Here is a 21,247-nt window from a genome sequence, read left to right as displayed (position 1 = left end):
TGTTTGTAGTTTGTTGATTTTTAGTTTTCTGGAAACCTAATCCAGGTAAGAAAATCACTTTTTGGCGCGATTTACACTTAGAATCAATAAAACAATATTAACAAGTAACAGTAATAGGAGTACTAAAAAGAAAGTATTCATTAGTGTTGTCGATTTAAAGGTTATTGTTGCTGAGGTTGTTTATTGATTAGATATGAAAAGTAGCATAGGTTGCGTGTGTAGGAAAAAAATGTCTTTTTACTATTTAATCTCTTTGCTAAACAAAAAAAACTCCCCTATTGGAGAGTTTTTTAAACTGTAAACATTAAATGCGCTAAGCCGTAGGGTCTGGTGTAAGACGTAGATAAGGTTTTACTTCATCAACCCCTGCTGAAAACATTTCCTTTGCTTCTTCCGTAGGTATTGAAGGACTCACTACTACCTTATCACCGTGCTCCCAATTTGCTGGTGTGGCCACTTTGTGATATGCAGTCAATTGAAGCGAATCAATTACACGTAACAATTCATAGAAGTTACGACCCGTTGAAGCTGGGTAGGTCAAAATGAGTTTTACCGTTTTATCAGGAGCTATGATAAAGACTGAACGTACCGTAAGTGTATCATCCGCTTTGGGATGAATCATGTCATACAAATCGGATACTTTTCGGTCCACATCAGCGATTATTGGAAAATTGACCGTGGTGTTCTGGGTTTCGTTAATATCCTTAATCCATTCACCATGCGATTCAACCCCGTCTACGCTAAGGGCTATCATCTTCACATTACGTTTGTCAAACTCATCTTTGAATTTAGCTGCAGTACCCAATTCTGTGGTACAAACGGGAGTAAAATCTGCTGGATGTGAAAACAAAATTCCCCATCCATCGCCTAAATAATCATAAAAATTCAGTGTTCCTTGAGAAGTCTCCACGGTAAAGTCGGGAGCGGTATCTCCCAATCGAATTGTTGCCATAGTATTTGTTTTTTATTGATTTATAATTCATGCATTACAAAGTTAGTTGATGAGATTTCCTACCCATTTTTGTGCAGTTAAAAGTGTATTAAAATTTGGGGTTCACCGATATTGGTTCTTTGTTTGAGATCAATCTTTATCGGTAATTCTTTAGTATTTTTAAAGCATGGAAAACGAACAATTGGAAAAACTACGCTACCCCATAGGAAAATATGAAGTTCCTGAAGGGATTAACAATGAGCATTTGAAAAAGTGGATAAATATTTTGGAGGAACTCCCTACACGTCTGGAAAATATGGTTTCTACCTTGTCTGAAGAACAATTGGAAACGCCCTATCGCCCCGGAGGTTGGACGGTAAGGCAATTAATTCATCATATTTCGGATAGTCATCATCACAGTTACATCCGATTTAAATGGGGACTTACTGAAGATAATCCTGTTATTAAACCATATCTTGAAAAAGAATGGTCAAAGTTGTTTGATGCCAATTCCGCTCCAATTCAATTGTCTTTGAATCATCTTAAGGCGGTTCATGCCAAATTGGTCTATCTTTTAAAGGGATTGTCCAGTGAGCAGTTGGAAAGAACCTTCGTCCACCCTGAAGGAAATGTACAAAGTACCTTGGCCGAAAATATTGGTCGGTACGCATGGCATGGCAGTCACCATTTTGCCCACATTCAAAATTTAATTGATAGAGAAGGTTGGTGAACTATAGAGTTTTGGTCAAAACCCACATAGGCCTTTCTTCTTCCACCGCATTGGGTAACTCCAGTTTTGACGCCTTATGTATATTGAAACCATTTTTTAAATAAAAATTTAGGGCGTTCCCTTTCTGCATGGTGTCCAGCCAAATTACTTTTTTTCCAAGTTTTTTAGCATGGGCTTCAAGTAGTGAGACCAATTCTTGCCCATAACCTTTTCCTGAAAACTGACGCAACAAATAGATTTTTTGGATGAGTAAAGAAGTACGGGCATCATAACTATCCAATTCTTTGTCCTTAATTAGTTTAACAATGCCAATAAGGTTCCTGTTTACTTTTACCAAAAAGTTCTCGACATTATCATCATCCAATTCCAGTTTTAAAACTTCTGAGGTAAAACTTTTGGATACATATGGTGTTGGGTCTTGTCCTTCCCACAAATGCAGATAATGCTGTTTATAGGATTCTAGACCCACAGCTATGTATACATCCATTAAATCTGGAGTAACCGATTGCAGAATGACCATGGTTTACGATTTTTCTCCTCCTTCTGGGCCATAGAAAAGAACCCAAGTGGCAAAGTCTTCCGTAAAGTTCTCAAATCGATGTTCAACACCAGCGGGTACGAACAAAAAATCTCCTGGTGAAAAAGTATGGCGTTCATCACCGTTTAAGAATTCTCCAGTTCCAGAAATGACCACATATACCTCATCTCGAGTATGGGGTTCTTGGAGGTCCACTTGATTCGGTTTGTACACTTCAACTTGAAGCGTTCCGTGCTCGAATATATTTAGAAAAAGAGATTTGTTTTCCCCCAGTTTTTTTAAGGCTTCTGAAGTACTGATTTTCATTGGAATTTTGTTTTTCTTATGGTTTCCATTTGATATTACAACCTATACTTGGCTTTTGAAGTTCATCAATGGGATTTCCTTTCAGTAAATCATCCATTGCCTTTCGCAAGTCCCTTCCCGTGACAGGAAGTCCATTTCCGGGTCTTGAATCATCCAATTGTCCTCTGTAAACAAGTTGCAAGGTGTTATCAAAAAGATAAAAATCTGGAGTGCAGGCCGCGTGGTAGGCTTTGGCTATTTCTTGGGTCTTATCATACAAATATGGGAAAGAATAATGTTCTTCTTTTGCTTTTATCTTCATTAAATCAGGAGCATCTTGGGGATAATTTTCAACATCGTTACTGGAAATGGCCACAAATCGTATTCCCTTTTTTTGATACTCCAGTCCCAAACGTGAAATCTCAGGGTTTACGTGAATTACAAAAGGGCAATGATTGCAGATAAACATAACTACAGTTCCTTTTTCACCCTTTGCAGTTTCCAGAGAGACCAGGGTATCGGTAATCGTGTCCATCAGTTCAAAATCAGGGGCTTTGGTTCCTAAAGGGAGCATATTGCTTGGTGTTCTTGCCATCTTTACTATTGATTATTACGTTGGGCTATAGCAAAGCTAACGCTTTACATTTCATATCGATTAGTCCTGTCTAAAAATAAAAAACGGCCTGCATAGCAGGCCGTTTTTTAAAGCTTTTTTAAGGTTCGATTAAATATCATCAAAGCTGACGTCGGTAAAGTTTCCTGATGCAGTGCCATTGCTTTCAATGTTATTATCCTCCTTCTTGTAATCTTTCTTATGTCTTTCGGAAATTACCTCGAGACCTTTTTCGTCAATGATGTAGTCCATCATTTCTTCCATTATTTCTTTAAAAGCAGTAAAATCTTCTTTGTAGAGATAAATTTTATGTTTTTTGTAGTGGAAAGACCCATCATCATGGGTAAATTTTTTGCTCTCGGTTATGGTCAAATAATAATCACCAGCTTTTGTACTTCTAACATCAAAAAAGTAGGTTCTCCTTCCTGCCCGTAGGACTTTGGAGTATATTTCCTCCTGGTCCATAATTTCTTTGTCACTCATAAAGTATAGGTATGTTTTAACGCTTTGGCGAATATTTCTACCAAAAATGTAAAAAAAATGCTAATTCAGCAACTTTTTTGTCATTCTTTCTCGGAGAGTTGGGTTTGGTAAAGTTCCTTGTAGTAGCCATCTTTGCTATTCAATTCCTCATGGGTTCCCTCTTGAATAATCTCACCTTGGTCCAAAATAATTATGTGGTCTGCATTCTTGGCAGAAGAGACCCGGTGACTTACAATTAATGTGGTTTTGTTCTTGGAAGCCTGTTTTAAATTGTTCAAGATTTCTTCTTCTGTTTCTGTGTCAACAGCAGATAGGCAATCATCAAACAAATATATTTTTGGGTCTTTTAAAAGAGCACGGGCAATGGAAACCCGTTGTTTTTGACCTCCGCTCAGCGTTATTCCCCTTTCGCCCAAAATGGTATCATACTTTTGGGCAAACCCCTCAATATTATTATGGACTACTGCTTTTTTAGCCACTTCAACAATTTCATCAAAACTTGCATGTTCGTTCCCAAACCGTATGTTGTTCTCTATGGTATCTGAAAAAAGGAAAGCGTCTTGCGGAACTGCACCGATTGCCAGTCGTAAATCATTCAGATTTAATTTTCTAATTGGTTTGCCGTCAATTAAAATATCGCCTGACGAAGTATCGTAAAGTCTGGCTATTAAATCTAAAATGGTAGATTTTCCAGAACCTATTTTACCTAGAATGGCCACGGTCTGTCCGGCCTTTATGAAAAACGAAACATTTTTAAGGGCAGTTATTTCTGTATCCTCATAAGTAAAGGTCACATTTCTAAATTCGATATTCCCTTCAATGGGTGTATCTGTACTTACTTCATTAATAATATCAGGTTCTACCAATAAAAACTCATTGATGCGTTTTTGAGAAGCTTCGGCCCTTTGTACAATGGATGTGAGCCAACCCACTACGGCTACAGGCCATGTAAGCATGTTTACGTATAAAATGAATTCAGCAATTAGCCCAAATGATGCTATTTTTCCATCAATATACATTTGTCCACCAAAGTAGATAACGATGATGTTGCTGATACCTATGAGCAAAATCATAAGTGGAAAAAACCAAGCGTTTACTTTGGCCAAATCCATACTGGTATCCTTTCCTTCAATGGCCAGACCTTGCAGTTCTTGATTTACTTGTGGTTCTATACCGTACGCCTTTATCACTGCCACCCCTGAAAAAGACTCTTGTGCAAATGTGGATAGTGATGATAGAAACTCCTGTACTTTGGTGCTTCTTAGGTGGATTATTTTGCTGATTTGATAAATCAGAACAGAAAGAACCGGCAGAGGGATAAGTGTATAAGCTGCCAAGGTAGGAGCCTTAATAAACATTATAGTTATCACACAGATGAAAATGGTGACCGTATTCATGCCATACATGATAACCGGACCCGCATATAACCGAACCTGATTGATATCCTCGCTTATACGATTCATCAAATCCCCAATCCGGTTCTTTTTATAAAAATCGAGCGTAAGTATCTGATAGTGGTCAAAAACCTCATTCTTTAAGTCATATTCAATGTAACGTGAAACGTTTATAATAGTTTGTCTCATCAAGAAAGTGAACAGAGCTGAAAGCAAGGCAGTCCCAACAATGATTAAAATGTATTGAAACAATGTGGATTTGGCCTGAGATAAAGAAATGGTATCTCCCAAATAGTTTTCAATAACTCCTATGGATTGGTTGACATAATTTGGGACTACCAATGAAAATAATCTGGCAATAATCGTAATTACTATACCCAGCAACAACTTGAGCCGATATTTTTTAAAATACTTAGTAAGGTGTTTTAGTTCCTTCATCAGGAGAAAAGGTGGTCAGAGTTTTAAACAATAGCCGGGCAAATATAGATGATCAATATTGAAATAAATGTTATAAAACTGATAAGAAAGGAACTTGAGTGGGAGGGATTAAAATATAAGATTACTTTTGCGCTGTAAAAGCCAAAAAACGACTTTAAAGTTCTTTTAAATGCTAACAAGAAGGCACATCCGTGTAAAAGTGATGCAATGCATCTACGCATTGATTCAATCCAAAGACGAATCTTTGGAAAAACAACAAAAGTTCCTGAAGATGAGCATAGACAATATGTACGTGCTCTATGTTTTGATGCTCAGTCTAATAAAGGAGTTACATACCTTGGCTGAAAAACATGTAGAGCTGTCTTCAAAAAAGTATCTGGCTACCGAGGAGGATAGCTATCCCACTCCTGAAAAGTTTGTCAAAAATCAACTTTTGGTTCAAATTACCCAGAATCCTCTTCTTAAAGAATATACTTCCAAGCGAAAACTTAACAATTGGTACTTAAATGAGGATTATGTGAAAATTATTCTCAAAGATGTTTTAGCCAGTTCTTTTTACAAGTCTTACATGACAAGTGGTAAGAGCAGTTATGACGAAGACAAACAGTTGGTATTGGATTTGTTCAAGAATGTGATAGCACCCAATGAGAAAATCTATGAGTATTTTGAGGATGATAAGCTGACTTGGATTGATGATTTCCCCATTGTGAACACCTTTCTTTTAAAACGTCTTAAAAAAGCAGATTCTACGGTAGGGGACAATTATTTTCTACCACGGTTGTTAAAGGATGAGCAGGATTTGGATTTTGCGAAGAAGCTGCTCACTAAAACTCTTTTAAATGATGCTCAATGGGAAAAGGAGATAGAAGGGAAAACCCCAAATTGGGATAATGATAGGATTGCTGAAATAGATTCCATTATCCTTAAAATGGCAATATGTGAGTTGCTTAATTTTTCTTCAATACCAGAAAAAGTAACTCTGAACGAATATCTTGAAATTGCCAAAGAGTATTCCACTCCCAAAAGCAGCATCTTCATTAATGGTGTATTGGACAAGTTGGCCAAAGAGTATAAGAAAGAAGGTCGATTGCAAAAAATGGGAAGGGGCCTTCAATAATTTTTTAATTGATTATTTTTGAAAAAACAAAATCTTAAGAATGAAAAGAATAACAACAATCTTTAGCTTGGTTATGGTAGTGGCATTTGTTGGTCTTTCTTGCAAGGACAAGGCTTCCAGCAAAATTGTGGCTGATAATGTGGACAATGCTTCAACAAGGGATGCAGCCCAGAAAAACTTACCTGTAATGACTTTTGATGTATCTGAACATGATTTTGGTACCATTACGCAAGGTACCCCTCAAGAAACGCTTTTTAAATTTACCAACACTGGTAATGCGCCGTTGATTATTACAGATGCAAAGAGTAGCTGTGGGTGTACAGTGCCCGAGTATCCTAAAAATACACCTATCGCACCAGGAGAAAGTGGTGAGCTATTGGTGAAGTTCAATGGGTCTGGTCAAAACCAAGTGACAAAGACAATTACCGTTACGGCAAACACACAAAAAGGCTCTGAGATTCTTAGAATCAAAGCATTTGTAAACCCAAAAAATGCGGCCCCAGTACAAGCTGGTCCGGTTAAATAAGACCCTTCCCATACATGGAAAATATAGGACAATTTTTACCACTGATACTGATTTTTGTAGTGGCGTATTTTTTTATGATTCGCCCGCAAGTCAAACGTCAGAAGGATGAGAAAAAGTTTGCTTCGGAACTAAAAAAAGGAGATAAAATCATAACTAAAAGTGGACTTCACGGGAAAATAGTAGAGTTGAATGACAAAGATTTTTCTTGCGTGATTGAGACCATGGCAGGTCGACTTAAGTTTGACCGCTCTGCCATTTCCATGGAAATGAGCAAAAAGTTAAATGCTCCACCACCAAAGAAATGATTTGGTTTATCCGTAAAACTTGAAAACGCTGGCAACTGTCAGCGTTTTTTTTGTTCATTGGTAAAATGGTAACTTGTTACAACAAATAAGTTAACCATGGTTACCCGAAGAAACTTCATGAAGAAAAGTACTTTGCTCGCTACTGGCGTAGGAGCATCTTTCTTTTTTCCTGTTGAATTATTAGCTACCCTCAGAAAAAGGGTAAGTCCAAACGATCAAATACAAGTAGGTCTTATTGGTTGTAAAGGAATGGGCTTTGCCAATTTGCTCTCCATGTTAAAAATTAGCGATGTACAGGTGGTTGCGCTATGCGATGTAGATAAAAATGTACTTGAGTCCAGAGTGGATGAACTTAAAAAGGCAAATATTAAGAAGCCAAAATTATATGGAGATTACCGAAAAATGCTTGAAGATAAAGATGTTGATATAGTCATTATTGGTACACCCGATCATTGGCATTGCCTACAATTGACGGATACTATTATGGCTGGCAAAGATGCGTATTGCGAAAAGCCTATTGCCAATTCGGTACAAGAGTGTGATGTAATGCTCAAGCACGTAAAGGCTAGTGATCGCATGGTGCAGATTGGTCAATGGCAGCGGAGTCAACCCCATTTTAAGGATGCCATTGATTTTGTCCATTCTGGTAAATTGGGTCAAATACGATTGGCAAAAGCGTGGGCGTATCAGGGATGGATGAAGCCAGTAACTGTCGTTCCAGATAGTACGGTGCCATCAGGTGTTGATTATGATATGTGGTTAGGGCCTGCTCCGAAAAGGGCCTTTAACCAAAATAGATTTCATTTTAACTTTCGATGGTTTTGGGATTATGCAGGAGGACTCATGACTGACTGGGGCGTACATTTAATGGATTATGCGCTTTATGGAATGAAAGCATCCCGTCCAAATTCGGTTATGGCCCTAGGAGGTAAGTTTGCCTATCCAAACGATGCTTCTGAGACTCCTGATACCTTACAAACGGTTTTTGAATTTGACCAGTTCTCTATTCTATGGGAACATGCTACCGGGATAGATGGTGGTAACTATGGTAGAAATCATGGAATAGCCTTTATAGGAAATATGGGAACTTTGGTTTTGGATAGAGATGGGTGGGAGGTCATTCCGGAAAAAGAATTTCAAGGCTGGGGAAAAGAGGGAATAGATAGAATGGAAAAGATACCCTTAAAAATAAGTGATGGCACAAACGGATTGGATTTGCATACCCAAAACTTTATTGAAGCGGTAAAAACCCGAGATTCATCTGTACTAAATGCACCAATACAGGTGGGCTATGACACGACAATTGTTTCTCACATGGGCAATGTGGCCTATAAAACAGGGAATCGTATTTATTGGGATGAAGAAAAAAACAAGTTTACGGAGGAAAACGCAAACCAATTTCTCACGGCAACCTACCATAATGGATGGAAGTTACCTGAATAACAGTTTTCAGAGCAAAACACTATTACCGATACTTATCATTTAATCCTACGCCTTGCTTGATCAGGGGGACAATTTTTTCCAATCTTTTCTTTTTGGTGGTCTCTTGTTTGGCCTCCATCAAAAATTCACAGAACTCCTTTTGTTTGTACATGGAAAAATGTTGAAATGCTTTTTTCAAAGCTTCTTGTTCGTCTAGATATTCTTTTAGCATTTCTGGAATCACCAAATCCTTGCTATTCTTTTCAGTTTTTAATTCAAGACCATTTTTTTGGTTTTCTATGGCCTCCATCATATAAGCTAACACATTCTCAGAATCAATCTCGGAAATTGCACTAAATTTCCAATGACGCATTGCCTTGGTTTTCCCTTCTTGAGCATTCTCCAGCACCTTTCTTGGGTCTTTCAAAAAAGAACCATTGAAGAACCAAATTCCAAAATGATGCTTAAACCTGCAAATACCCAAAACATTTTTGTTTCCTATGGTATACACCGGAAAATTCCATTTATAATCCTCTTTGGCTTCGGTTTGCTTTGCTATACCTCTTAGGATTGCAATCCCTTCCTTAAAAGGATGTTCCTTTTCGTAGTATGCTTCTATTTTTTCAGATGTGGTCATATTATTTGATTTGAATTGCAGTAAGCTCACAGATTTTTACAATGACTTCTACTGCTTTTTGCATGCTTTCCAAGGGAACATATTCATATTTTCCATGAAAATTGTGCCCTCCTGCAAATATGTTGGGGCAAGGCAATCCCATAAAGCTTAATTGTGAACCGTCGGTCCCGCCTCTAATGGGTTTTATGATAGGTTCAATATTCAGGGATTTTATCGCCTCCTCTGCAATCTCAACAATGTGAAAAACAGGTTCTACCTTTTCTCGCATATTAAAATACTGATTTTCAATATTTAAATCAATAGAATCACCAAATTTGAGGGATAGCTTTTCAACAATATCTTTCAATAGCTGTTTTCTGGCTTCAAAATGTTGGGCATCATGATCGCGTACAATAAGTTCTATCTCTGCTTCCTCAACACCTCCTTTAATTTTATGGACATGAAAAAAGCCATCACGTCCTTCGGTTTTTTCCGGAACTTCATGCTGGGGTAGCAGACTTAAAAATTGATTGGCAATGTGTATGGCATTGACCATTTTATCTTTGGCATAACCTGGGTGTACACTTTTGCCCTTTATTTTTATAGTTGCACCAGCCGCATTGAAATTTTCAAACTCCAATTCCCCTATTTGGCTACCATCCATGGTATAGGCCCATTCTGCACCAAACTTCTTGACATCAAACTTGTGGGCGCCTCTTCCAATTTCTTCATCAGGAGTAAAGGCTACTCTAATCTTACCGTGCTTAATTTCTGGATGTTCACGTAAATACTCCATGGCCGTTACAATTTCGGCCACCCCCGCTTTGTCATCAGCCCCTAGAAGCGTAGTACCGTCTGTAGTAATTAAAGTTTGACCCGTGTACTGCAACAGTTCAGGAAAATAATCTGGAGAAAGCACAATTCTTTTTCCTTTGTTGAGCACAATATCCCCCCCGTCATACTCTTTCACTATTTGGGGGGAAACGTTTTTACCTGTAAAATCTGGAGTAGTGTCCATATGCGCTATAAAGCCAATTACGGGTACATTTTTTTCAATGTTACTGGGAAGCGTAGCCATAATATATCCATTAGCATCAATCGAAACTTCTTCCATTCCTATGGAATGTAGTTCCGTAACTAATTTTTTGGCAAGATTAAGCTGTTTTTGAGTACTAGGGGTGGTTTTGGAATAGGGATCGCTTTGGGTATCTATAGCTACATATTCCAAAAAACGGGGTAATAATTGCTCCATAAAGTGCTTTTCAACAAAAATAATGCTTATTCAATCGTGATTTTGATTAAACCTTGAAGGTAGCTCCTATCTTTCTGATAATTAAACAACAGCTATTTGAAAAAACTACTACTATTTGCACTTTTATTCTCTTTCTTTTTTTCTTCCGCCCAGATGGATTGCACCTTAGGTGTTGGAGGAAAGGACAACGAGACTATCATTGAAGTTTTCCAATTGAACGAAGAACAAAGAGAGAGCTTAAAAAACTGGAGTGCTGAACTTGAAGTAAGAAACACCTATTTAAAAGATAAGGCTAAATCCCTTCTCAATAAGCATCAAGAAAGTCCACCTTCAGTTTTGATGGAAATGTCTTATGAGTATCGGCAGCTTTTGGACAGTATGAAAAGTAATTCCAGAAGTATTGATAGACGTTTGTTGGGTACATTCAACCAGAAACAGTATGATTTGTATGTTGAACTTTGTGGTATGATTTCCATGAGTCCAATGCAGGTTGACAATTCAGTTAATGAAAAATAGCAGATTCCTTACGTTGGGTTTTTAGAGTTTCTATTTTTGTATAAAGTTTTTCTGAATGTACAAGCTTCTGATACGCCCCTTGCTTTTTCTGTTGGATGCAGAAAACGCCCATCATTTTTCATTTACCATGATTAAACTACTTTCCAAATTGGGAATGGGAGGGCTTATGCGCAAAAAGTTTGTGGTTGAAGATTCCCTGTTGGAACGAGAAGTTTTCGGACTCAAGTTTAAAAATCCCGTAGGTTTGGCCGCCGGATTTGATAAAGATGCCAAATTATACAATGAGTTCTCCGATTATGGTTTTGGTTTTGTTGAGATAGGCACTTTGACCCCAAAACCGCAATCTGGCAATCCTAAAAAACGACTTTTTAGATTGATAGAAGACCAAGCCATTATCAATAGAATGGGATTCAATAACAAGGGTGTGTTTGAAGCGGTGGATCAGTTGAAGAAAAAGCATCGTGTTTTAGTGGGTGGAAACATTGGAAAAAATAAAGCTACACCAAACGAGGATGCGGTAAGGGACTATCTTATATGCCATGAAGCTTTATTTGAACATGTGGACTACTTTGTAGTGAACGTAAGCTCTCCAAACACTCCAGGATTGCGTGAATTACAGGATAGAGGGCCTTTGACCTATATGTTGAACAAATTGAAGCAACAAAATACTAAAATGGCCAAGAAACAGGCTGCTAAACAAAAACCTATTCTACTTAAAATTGCACCGGATTTGACTGACGACCAATTGTTGGACATCATTGAAATAGTTACCACTACGGGAATTGATGGGGTAATAGCAACGAATACCACTATTGCTCGAAAAGACTTAAAATCTCTCCTGATTTTAACCGAAGAAAAAGGCGGGTTAAGTGGAAAACCCCTTACAAAACGAAGCACCGAGGTTATTCGCTTTTTGGCAGAGAACAGTAATAAATCTTTTCCAATCATTGGAGTAGGGGGTATACATTCCCCAGAGGATGCACTTGAAAAGTTGGATGCAGGTGCAGATTTGATTCAACTGTACACTGGTTTTGTGTACGAAGGCCCAAGTTTGGTAAAAAGAATCAATCAGGCTATCTTGGAACGGGCCAGAAAGGCAGTCCATGCTTGAGACATTGCTCATTGGCTTAACTATTAGTTATCCCGTATTGGGAGGATTTGTTCTATCTACTGCCATTTTGGGAATTTCTCCGGGACCTGATAATATTTTTGTATTGACTCAAAGTTTAGCGAATGGGGTCAAATCGGGTCTTGCTGTTGTTTTGGGATTAGCCTCAGGATGTTTGGTGCATACCACCTTGTTGGCATTTGGCGTATCAGAGATTATAAAAAGAAGTGATACCCTCTTTTGGTTGATAAAACTGTTTGGAGTTGCATATTTGTTGTATTTGGCTTTCAAGGTTTTTCGTAGTGAAGCAAAAATAGAGATATCGGCATCAAAAACATCCAAACAAGCTCCGCGTAAATTGTTTTGGACAGGGTTTACCATGAATGTGCTCAATCCGAAGGTGACCATATTCTTCTTGGCTTTTTTTCCTGGTTTTTTATTTAGTACAGATATGAACCATGTGGTTCAATTTTATGTTCTAGGTTTTCTTTTTATTGTGGTAACCTTAATTATTTTTGGAAGTATAGCCATGCTTTCAGGCAGTATTTCCAAGTTTGTTACAAAAAATGTCAAAGCGGGAATAGTACTAAAATGGACCCAGATTTTTGTTTTTGTGGGTATCGCAGTCTATCTGCTACTATCATAAATAGTGGTATTTTTATAGCCCATTATGTCTGAAGTAAAACTGATTGAATGTCCCCGAGATGCCATGCAAGGCATCAAAACTTTTATTCCTACCAAGGAAAAAGTCAAATACATACAATCTCTTCTAGGATGTGGTTTCGACACCATAGATTTTGGGAGCTTTGTCTCTCCAAAGGCTATCCCGCAGATGGTGGACACAGCTGAGGTTTTACATGCGTTGGACCTATCAAAGACTCGAAGTAAACTTTTGGCTATTGTGGCCAATGTAAGAGGAGCCTCTGATGCTTCTAAACATGAAGAAATAAATTATTTAGGGTATCCTTTCTCCATTTCCGAAAACTTCCAAATGCGGAATACCCATAAGACCATAGCGCAATCCGTAGAAACGCTGAAGGGCATTTTGGAAATTGCCACTAACACAAACAAAGAAGTTGTAACCTATATTTCCATGGGTTTTGGCAATCCGTATGGAGACCCTTGGAATGTTGAAATTGTAGGGGAATGGACAGAAAAGCTAGCAGCTATGGGTGTTGGGATTTTATCCTTGTCCGATACCATAGGAAGTTCTACCCCAGAAGTAATTGATTATTTGTTCTCCAATTTGATTCCAAAATACCCAGAAATCGAGTTTGGCGCTCATTTACATACCACACCGACAAGGTGGCACGAAAAAGTGGAGGCTGCTTATCAGGCGGGTTGTAGAAGGTTTGATGGAGCCGTTCAAGGCTTCGGCGGATGTCCTATGGCCAAAGATGAATTGACAGGGAATATGCCTACTGAGAAAATGCTTTCTTATTTCACATCTCAAAAAGTGGATACCGGAGTGAACTGGATGGTTTTTGAAGCAGCTTACAACAAAGCTACGGAGCTGTTTTCTGTATATCATTGAGCTTCTGGCGTATAAATATTTCCATATTGTTAAATCTTAAATTTATTTAAACTTATTCTAGATAACTCTTGTTTAAATGCAATAGGTGCTCTACTTTCGCTGCTCAATTAATATTTAATCTAAATAAACAAGAATGTATTCAAGAAATCTTCTTTTGATAGCCATATTTTCTCTACTCTTTGCCTCATGTTCGGATGACGATGATATGGATATAGATGATGATGATATGGTAGTTGCCACATGTGATGATGGTATCCAAAATGGTGATGAAACTGGTGTAGACTGCGGAGGAAGTGCATGTACTCCTTGTACCACCGCTGTTGAAATTCCTTCAACCTATGTTTTTGAACGAGATGGGGAATCCACGGTTAGCTTTAGCGGACAAACTACCCGTCTGTTGATGGCCAGTGAAATCCTTGCATTATTAAGAGACAATACCTCAACAGAAGATGAAATAGATGCGGCGTTTGCTCATATGGAAGGAGCTGCCGATTTTAGCGATGCGGATTTAAATGCTTCGGATAAGCAGATACGAAATAAAACCGCGGGTTCTTTTGTCTTTACCCAACTTTTACCATCTATAGCATCATCTACCGTTAAAGCTGATTTTGATGGATACGTCACCGAGCAGGTTGAGGATGTATTTCCTTTTTGGAACCAAGTAGCCACGGAAGGCAATGCGGGCCAATTGCCCGATGGCTCTTCAACACGCTACGTAAATGGAAGAGGATTAGAGCTAGACCAAGCTTTTATCAAGGGTCTTACGGGTGCTTTTGTATCGGACCAGATTCTTAATAATTATACTGATCCTGGTCAGTTAGCCCAATTTGAAGATGACAATGACAATGAGGTTATCGTGGATGGTAAAAACTATACCGATATGGAGCATGACTGGGATGAAGCTTATGGGTACTTCTTTGGTGTGGCTGCAGATGGTGAAAATCCGGTAGCTGCTTTACTTGAAGGAGCGGATCCAAGTGCTTTCAGTTCAGGTTCTGATGAATTCTTATATAAATACGTTGACAATGTAGAGGCTAATTTTGATGGTACTGCCGCCGCTATTTTTGATGCATACAAAGCAGGTAGAACAGCCATTATCAACAAAGACTATGCTGAGCGTGATGCCCAAGCTGATATTCTAAGAGAACAAATTGCCACGGTAGTAGCAGTTAGAGCTGTGCACTATCTGAAGGCAGGTATTGCTGGTTTAGGTGGTGCTCAACCAGGAACTACTTTCCATGATTTATCTGAGGCGTATGGTTTTATTTATAGTTTACAATTTTTAAGATCTCCAGGTACGGATTTGAGTTTCTATTTCACTAGAGACGAAGTTCTCGGGTATTTAGATACAATTTACAATGACCCTACCAACGGTTTTTGGAATGTAACAGAAGAAAATCTGAATACAGTTGCTGACGCTATAGCAGCTAAATTTAGTTTTACTACTGCAGAGGTTGATTAAACTTTAAGCAACATATTACCATGTTACGCTATATGAATTAAAATAATGAAGGATGCTAAACATTTATCGTTTTGCATCCTTTGTTTCTATCGTGTTTTAATGTTTATTTTTGAAAAAAAATTATGAAAAGAAGTATTTATTGGATTCTGCCTGTGTTTATGGCCCTCCTTATTTGGGCCTGCTCTTCTGATGGAGATGATACGGAGAACCCAACTGATGATATGGGTGTCACTGATGATGATGGCGTTTCAGATGATGATGGTGCGTCCGTCACTTTTGACCGTGGTGAGATGTTGACCAATTGGGCGGATAATATTATTCTTCCGTCTTACAACTCCTTTTTGGGCATCTTTGATGCTTTAGAATCAGATTTTGAAAGGTTTCAAGGGGATATCAATGAAGATAACCTAAGACGTTTAAGAGCCACTTGGATTGATGCCTACAGAAGCTGGCAGTTTATCTCCATGTTTGAAATTGGACCAGCTGAGGATAATGGACTTCGGCTTAACATTAATACGTATCCTACGGATTTTGATTTGATTGAAACTCATATTGAAACAGGAACGTACAATTTAGATTTACCATCAAACCGAGATACCAAAGGATTTCCGGCACTTGATTATCTGTTGAATGGTGTTGCCGCAACAGATGCTGAAATCGTAGCTATTTTTGCCGATGCAGACACGGGTAATGCGTATATGACCTATTTGCAAGATGTCCTAAACGACATCCAAACACGTGTTACAGCCGTTCGTGATGCCTGGCAAGATGGTTATAGAGATACTTTTGTAACTAACGACGGTTCTTCGGCCACCGCCTCGGTAGATAGATACGTAAATGACTTTATTTTTTACTACGAAAAGTTTTTAAGGGCCGGTAAAATGGGTATTCCTTTAGGAGTATTTACAGGGAACCAAGCTCCAAACACGATTGAATCGTTCTTTTACCCAGAACTTTCCAATCAATTATTCCAAGATGGTCTGAATGCAGTACAAGACTTTTTTAATGGTGTAGAATTTGGAACGGAGAATACTGGTGAAAGCTTAGCTTCTTATTTAGTGGCACTCGGCGAAGAAAGTCTTCGTGATGATATTTTAAATCAGTTTGAAAGTGCACGAACTGCTGTTGGGACTTTACAGCCGTTCAGAACCGAAATCGAAACGAATAATCCGGCTACAGACATGTTCGCCGCTTACGATGAGGTTCAACGTGCGGTATCCCTCCTTAAGGTAGATATGGTATCTGCGATGAGTATTGCCATCGATTTTGTTGATGCCGATGGAGACTAATGAAAAAAAGAATTGAGATATATCTTTCCAAAAATGCAGAGGCCGCCTCATTGGCGGTCTTTCGCATTTTTTTTGGAATTATGATGGTTTGGAGTGTCATTCGGTTTTGGTACAATGGCTGGATTGAAAGCCTGTACCTGGAACCCAAATTCCATTTTTCCTATTATGGCTTTGAATGGGTAAAGCCTTTTGGAAACTGGACATATCTCCTTTTTATCTTATGTGGTCTTGCTTCAATTTTTGTGCTTATTGGGTATAAGTATCGGGTAGCCATAGTTACCTTTTTTCTCTGCTTTACCTACATCGAACTGATGGATAAGACCACGTATCTCAACCACTATTACTTTATCAGTATCTTATCGTTTCTATTGATTTTTATTCCTGCAAATGCCTACTTTTCGGTAGATGCCAAGTTGAACCCTAAAAAAAGATTTCAGTTTGTCCCCAAGTGGAACGTAGATGCCATCAAATTACTTTTGGCGATAGTTTATGTTTATGCTGGTTTGGCCAAATTAAATTCAGATTGGTTGTTGGACGCTACGCCATTGCGCATATGGTTGCCCTCCAAAACAGATTTACCGCTGATTGGCGAACTTATGGGATACCGTTGGGTGCACTATGGTTTTAGTTGGTTTGGGGCTCTTTACGATTTGACCATTCCTTTTTTCTTGCTCTATAAACCCACACGTTGGGTTGCTTTTTTCTTTGTAGTGGTTTTTCATGTAATGACCCGGATTCTGTTCAATATTGGAATGTTTCCCTATATCATGATTGTTTCTTCCCTTATTTTTTTCAGTAGTGGTACGCACCATAGAATCCTACAATTTTTTGCAACACTGTTAAGAATCAATAAATCAACATTCGACAATGCAATTCAGTTCAATTTGCAACCAAAGCTGCGAAAACGACTAGTATACGGAACGTTGACCCTATTTTTTAGTATTCAATTACTATTGCCATGGCGTTATTTAGCTTACCCGGGAGAATTGTTTTGGACTGAAGAAGGCTATCGGTTTTCATGGCGGGTTATGCTTGTTGAAAAGGCTGGGTATTCTCAATTCAAAATTGTGGATGGTAAGTCGGGAAAGTGGTTTTATGTAGATAATTCAGATTTCTTAACCCCTTTTCAGGAGAAGCAAATGTCTTTTCAACCTGATTTCATTTTGGAATATGCCCACTACCTAAAAAATCACTTCGAAAGTCAAGGTCACAAGAACATTGAAGTTTATGTGGAAAGCTATGTCACGCTCAATGGACGTCGGAGTACGGATTATATTGACACTACAATAAACTTAGTGGAAGAAAAAGAATCGTTTCACCACAAAAAATGGATAATCCCTTTTAAAGATGATATCAAAGGCATTTAATATTGCGTGCTTTTTATTGTTCAGCGCTTCGGTTTTTAGTCAAATTACCGTTAGCGGTATAGTAACTGATGGACAAGGTGCTCCAATACTGGGTGCCGAAGCTTACCTAAGACAAAACCAAACCTTAAGTATTACCCAGGAAGATGGCCAATTTACAATTGATAACATTGAGCCTGGTATTTACGACATTGTCATTTTTGCTTACGGATTCAGCGTGATTGAGGAAACCTTGGAGCTAACGGCATCCAGAGAGTTACAGTTTCAACTTGAAGCATTGGCCGTTCAAGAACTTTCAGAAGTTATTCTTACCCAAGAACGGGAAAAGGTTTTTGCTCTTCAGAAACTAAAAACCGTAGAAGGCACCGCAATCTATGCTGGAAAGAAAAGTGAGGTAGTCCTTGTGGGAAACATTCCAGGTAATTTAGCAGCAAATAACCCGAGGCAGCTTTATAGTCAAGTAGCAGGACTCAATATTTTTGATTATGGTGATGCAGGGTTACAGTTAAACATTGGGGGTAGGGGATTGGACCCGAATCGTACGGCCAACTTCAATGTACGTCAAAATGGTTATGACATAAGTGCCGATGCACTAGGATATCCAGAGAGCTATTACACCCCACCTGCGGAAGCTTTGGATCAGATTCAAGTAGTTTGGGGAGCGGCTTCACTCCAATATGGTCCGCAGTTTGGAGGTTTGGTAAACTTTAAGTTTAACAAGCCAAACCCCAACAAAAAATTGGAATGGGTTTCCAGACAGACCGTAGGCTCTTTTGATTTAAAAACTAGCTTTAATAGTTTATCTGGAACTATTGGGGACTTCAGTTATTACACCTATTTCAACTATAAAGAAGGTAACGGATTTCGACCTAATTCCAGATTTGGTAGCCGTAATTATTTTGGGCATTTTAAATACCAATTGTCAAGAAAAACCAGTCTGGCCTTGGAGACTACACTCCTAAATTATCTGGCAAAGCAACCTGGAGGACTTACAGATGTACAATTCTTGGAAAATCCTGAATTCAGTAATCGTGACCGCAATTGGTTCGATGTTGATTGGAAGCTATTTTCCCTGAGACTGGAACACCAATTTTCGCCAAAAACCGACTTTAGTATTAATCTTTTTGCCTTAGACGCTTCAAGACAGGCACTTGGATTCAGAACTAATAGAGTCTCACAACCTGATGACCCGGAAGAACCTAGGGAGTTACTGGTTGATAACTTTTATAATTGGGGTGCGGAGGCCCGTATTTTGACAAGGTACAAGTTGAAAAATAACGATGCTGTTTTGCTTTTGGAATCAAAGTATTATCAAACCTCAAATGATCAAAGACAAGGCCCCGGTAGTAATGATGCCAATCCAAATTTTGAATTTGCAGACGATGAATTTCCAAACTTTGAACGCCAATCTCAATTTGAATTTCCCAATTTGAATGTCGCCCTATTTGGAGAAAACATCTTCAATCTATCTAAAAAGTTCTCCTTAACCCCAGGGTTTCGTTTCGAATATATCAAGACCGAGAGTGAGGGCAGCTTTCAGAATATCGTTTTGGACTTAGCTGGCAACCCACTTTTGAACGAAGAAGTGCAAGACAACAGAACTTTTGAGAGAAACTTTTTGTTGTTAGGTCTGGGTGCTTCCTTTAAGCCGTCAAATACAGTTGAAGTTTATGGTAATTTTTCGCAGAATTATCGCTCGGTTACCTTTAGTGATATCCGCGTGGTAAACCCTTCGTTCCAAATAGACCCTAATATTTCGGACGAGGATGGATTCACTGCTGATTTGGGAATAAGAGGAAGATTAAATGAAGTTTTGAATTATGATTTAAGTGGATACGGTCTATTGTATGATGAGCGATTAGGAGAAGTATTGCGCAATGAAACAAGAACGAATGCACTTGGAGAAGAGGTAGAAACGGGAAGGGTGGTGCGTTTTCGAGGAAATATAGGTACGGCATTTATTTATGGTCTTGAATCATTTGCAGACTTAAATATTAAAAAAATAGCGTTTCCAGGTTTGGAGAAGGTCAAGTTGAACTACTTCATCAACTTAGCGTGGACAAATTCAGAATACACTCAGTCTGAGCAAAACAATGTTGAAGGAAATCAAGTAGAGTTTATTCCGGAAATCAATCTGAAAACAGGTGTTAGTTTTGGTTATGGAAATTTCTTGGGAAGCCTTCAGTATACTTACTTATCTGAACAATTTACAGACGCGACCAACGCACCACAAGATGTCAACGACAACCAACGGGGCATTGAGGGAACCATTCCAGCGTATGATATCATGGACCTCTCCTTTTCGTATACCTATAAAAAATTCCGGCTAGAAGCCGGAATCAACAATGTTTTGGATAATTCGTATTTCACCAGAAGGGCCACCGGATATCCTGGTCCAGGGATTATTCCCGCTGAGCCTAGAACTTTTTATACAACCCTGCAAGTGAAATTATAGACTTTTACTTAGGCAACAGCCTGTGGAGCCCACTTGGAACATAACATTTCTTTTGATGCTTTTCCAGGGTGAGGACATGTAGGTGTGCTAAAACGGGAACATGTTCCGCAGTTCATATCATCCTTTAGGGCATCCTTCATGGAAAAACTATCACAAGTATGTCTTTCAGATACTGGAATATTGTGTTGAACACAAGTACTACCGTTTGTAAAGTTTGTGCAATTCGTACAATTTGTGGCTAATCTTATAGGCATAACAATCAATTTTTTTATTCCCTATAAAATTAAAATTGCCTTGACTTAGAAACAATTTAAATAGTTGTTTTTCAGGTATTTGTATTTAGATTGATTAAAAAAGAAAGCGGCAGAATCCTAGTGCCGCTTTCAAACCTACTAACTCCTGAGAACACTTAGGAAGCTAGTTTTCTATAAACCTGTAGTTGATGTCTTTGGCATGTAGTATAGGTATCTTTTTTGTCTCAAGATTCAATAATGCATCCAATTCAAAAAGTTCTTCCTCCGAGACAAGTATAACAAAATATTTATTGCCCACCGAAATAGGTACCTTTTTGGACCGAAATGTATCTTTATGGGGAGAATCCCATTTAGTTTTCATCAGTGCTGCTATGTAGGATTTAAAATTCTCCAATTCCCACTCATAGAACTCAAAACACAAGTTGTTAAATGTAATTTGAAATAGTTTAGAATTATCACAAAACGTAAAGTGTCCATTTTTGGTCTGGTTCAAAAATTTAAGGGCAGTGCACATAGATTTGAATTGATACTCAAATATAATATTATTTAAAACAAGTCTAAATAAAAATAAATGATATTTCAAACCAAATCATCGATTTGTGATGTAGGTGAGAC

22 protein-coding genes are annotated in these 21,247 nt (G+C 38.4%); 13 read left to right on the top strand and 9 right to left on the bottom strand.

What is annotated here, in order from left to right; all coding sequences use genetic code 11:
- Nucleotides 1–313: 313 nt before the first annotated feature.
- The gene (locus ACOKFD_RS06595; protein WP_298999603.1) at nt 314–952 is read right to left on the bottom strand and encodes a peroxiredoxin; all 639 of its coding nucleotides are present in this window, start codon (nt 950–952) and stop codon (nt 314–316) included.
- 166 nt (nt 953–1,118) lie between these two features.
- On the opposite strand from ACOKFD_RS06595, the gene ACOKFD_RS06590 reads away from it, so the two are divergent.
- Complete coding sequence (locus tag ACOKFD_RS06590) at nt 1,119–1,661, top strand: YfiT family bacillithiol transferase (RefSeq protein WP_422860512.1); 543 nt, start codon at nt 1,119–1,121, stop codon at nt 1,659–1,661.
- A 1-nt stretch (nt 1,662) separates the two neighbouring features.
- On the opposite strand, the gene ACOKFD_RS06585 is transcribed toward ACOKFD_RS06590, so the two are convergent.
- The 5 genes from ACOKFD_RS06585 to ACOKFD_RS06565 all read right to left on the bottom strand — a co-directional run bounded on the left by ACOKFD_RS06585 (nt 1,663) and on the right by ACOKFD_RS06565 (nt 5,412).
- Nucleotides 1,663–2,181, bottom strand: coding sequence for a GNAT family N-acetyltransferase (locus ACOKFD_RS06585; protein ID WP_422860511.1), 519 nt, complete (start codon nt 2,179–2,181; stop codon nt 1,663–1,665).
- Between the two features lie 3 nt (nt 2,182–2,184).
- The gene (locus ACOKFD_RS06580) at nt 2,185–2,505 is read right to left on the bottom strand and encodes a cupin domain-containing protein (protein WP_422860510.1); all 321 of its coding nucleotides are present in this window, start codon (nt 2,503–2,505) and stop codon (nt 2,185–2,187) included.
- A 16-nt stretch (nt 2,506–2,521) separates the two neighbouring features.
- Nucleotides 2,522–3,079 (bottom strand): thioredoxin family protein, encoded by a 558-nt coding sequence (locus ACOKFD_RS06575; RefSeq protein ID WP_422860509.1) that lies wholly within the window; start codon nt 3,077–3,079, stop codon nt 2,522–2,524.
- 129 nt (nt 3,080–3,208) lie between these two features.
- A complete protein-coding gene (locus ACOKFD_RS06570; RefSeq protein ID WP_298999593.1) occupies nt 3,209–3,580 on the bottom strand; it encodes a PUR family DNA/RNA-binding protein in 372 nt (123 codons plus the stop codon).
- 80 nt (nt 3,581–3,660) lie between these two features.
- The gene (locus ACOKFD_RS06565) at nt 3,661–5,412 is read right to left on the bottom strand and encodes an ABC transporter ATP-binding protein (protein ID WP_422860508.1); all 1,752 of its coding nucleotides are present in this window, start codon (nt 5,410–5,412) and stop codon (nt 3,661–3,663) included.
- Between the two features lie 169 nt (nt 5,413–5,581).
- On the opposite strand from ACOKFD_RS06565, the gene nusB reads away from it, so the two are divergent.
- From nusB to ACOKFD_RS06545, 4 genes are all read left to right on the top strand, one after another.
- Entirely contained in the window at nt 5,582–6,529 is a 948-nt protein-coding gene (gene nusB / locus ACOKFD_RS06560) for a transcription antitermination factor NusB (RefSeq protein ID WP_422860507.1), read from the top strand.
- Between the two features lie 40 nt (nt 6,530–6,569).
- Nucleotides 6,570–7,055, top strand: coding sequence for a DUF1573 domain-containing protein (locus ACOKFD_RS06555; RefSeq protein WP_422860506.1), 486 nt, complete (start codon nt 6,570–6,572; stop codon nt 7,053–7,055).
- A gap of 14 nt (nt 7,056–7,069) precedes the next feature.
- Nucleotides 7,070–7,360: a preprotein translocase subunit YajC gene (gene yajC / locus ACOKFD_RS06550; protein WP_422860505.1), complete on the top strand. Its 291-nt coding sequence runs from the start codon at nt 7,070–7,072 to the stop codon at nt 7,358–7,360.
- A 117-nt stretch (nt 7,361–7,477) separates the two neighbouring features.
- A complete protein-coding gene (locus ACOKFD_RS06545) occupies nt 7,478–8,803 on the top strand; it encodes a Gfo/Idh/MocA family protein (protein WP_422860504.1) in 1,326 nt (441 codons plus the stop codon).
- 22 nt (nt 8,804–8,825) lie between these two features.
- Here the strand turns inward: ACOKFD_RS06545 and ACOKFD_RS06540 are convergent, their stop codons facing one another.
- Nucleotides 8,826–9,419 (bottom strand): YdeI/OmpD-associated family protein, encoded by a 594-nt coding sequence (locus ACOKFD_RS06540; protein WP_422860503.1) that lies wholly within the window; start codon nt 9,417–9,419, stop codon nt 8,826–8,828.
- Between the two features lies 1 nt (nt 9,420).
- On the bottom strand, nt 9,421–10,650 hold the full coding sequence (pepT, locus tag ACOKFD_RS06535; protein WP_422860502.1) for a peptidase T: 1,230 nt from the start codon (nt 10,648–10,650) through the stop codon (nt 9,421–9,423).
- Between the two features lie 96 nt (nt 10,651–10,746).
- Between pepT and ACOKFD_RS06530 the strand changes: the two genes are divergently transcribed.
- The 8 genes from ACOKFD_RS06530 (at nt 10,747) to ACOKFD_RS06495 (ending at nt 20,378) form a co-directional block, all read left to right on the top strand.
- Entirely contained in the window at nt 10,747–11,166 is a 420-nt protein-coding gene (locus tag ACOKFD_RS06530; RefSeq protein WP_422860501.1) for a hypothetical protein, read from the top strand.
- 55 nt (nt 11,167–11,221) lie between these two features.
- Nucleotides 11,222–12,277 (top strand): quinone-dependent dihydroorotate dehydrogenase, encoded by a 1,056-nt coding sequence (locus ACOKFD_RS06525; protein ID WP_422860500.1) that lies wholly within the window; start codon nt 11,222–11,224, stop codon nt 12,275–12,277.
- A complete protein-coding gene (locus ACOKFD_RS06520) occupies nt 12,270–12,920 on the top strand; it encodes a LysE family translocator (protein WP_422860499.1) in 651 nt (216 codons plus the stop codon). The genes ACOKFD_RS06525 and ACOKFD_RS06520 overlap by 8 nt, the downstream gene beginning before the upstream one ends.
- Before the next feature lie 24 nt (nt 12,921–12,944).
- Nucleotides 12,945–13,808, top strand: a complete 864-nt coding sequence (locus ACOKFD_RS06515; protein ID WP_422860498.1) for a hydroxymethylglutaryl-CoA lyase — start codon at nt 12,945–12,947, stop codon at nt 13,806–13,808.
- 133 nt (nt 13,809–13,941) lie between these two features.
- Complete coding sequence (locus ACOKFD_RS06510; protein WP_422860497.1) at nt 13,942–15,270, top strand: DUF4856 domain-containing protein; 1,329 nt, start codon at nt 13,942–13,944, stop codon at nt 15,268–15,270.
- Between the two features lie 122 nt (nt 15,271–15,392).
- Nucleotides 15,393–16,559: an imelysin family protein gene (locus ACOKFD_RS06505; protein WP_422860496.1), complete on the top strand. Its 1,167-nt coding sequence runs from the start codon at nt 15,393–15,395 to the stop codon at nt 16,557–16,559.
- On the top strand, nt 16,559–17,926 hold the full coding sequence (locus tag ACOKFD_RS06500) for an HTTM domain-containing protein (protein WP_422860495.1): 1,368 nt from the start codon (nt 16,559–16,561) through the stop codon (nt 17,924–17,926). Before ACOKFD_RS06505 ends, ACOKFD_RS06500 begins: the two co-directional genes overlap by 1 nt.
- On the top strand, nt 17,907–20,378 hold the full coding sequence (locus ACOKFD_RS06495; RefSeq protein WP_422860494.1) for a TonB-dependent receptor domain-containing protein: 2,472 nt from the start codon (nt 17,907–17,909) through the stop codon (nt 20,376–20,378). The genes ACOKFD_RS06500 and ACOKFD_RS06495 overlap by 20 nt, the downstream gene beginning before the upstream one ends.
- Before the next feature lie 417 nt (nt 20,379–20,795).
- On the opposite strand, the gene ACOKFD_RS06490 is transcribed toward ACOKFD_RS06495, so the two are convergent.
- The gene (locus tag ACOKFD_RS06490) at nt 20,796–21,146 is read right to left on the bottom strand and encodes a DUF6686 family protein (RefSeq protein ID WP_422860493.1); all 351 of its coding nucleotides are present in this window, start codon (nt 21,144–21,146) and stop codon (nt 20,796–20,798) included.
- Between the last annotated feature and the right edge of the window lie 101 nt (nt 21,147–21,247).

Source organism: Flagellimonas ulvae (genome assembly GCF_049333175.1).
In the GTDB taxonomy this organism is placed as follows: domain Bacteria; phylum Bacteroidota; class Bacteroidia; order Flavobacteriales; family Flavobacteriaceae; genus Flagellimonas.
Note: the sequence above shows the minus strand (reverse complement) of the source record. Positions and strands in the feature narration are given on the sequence as shown.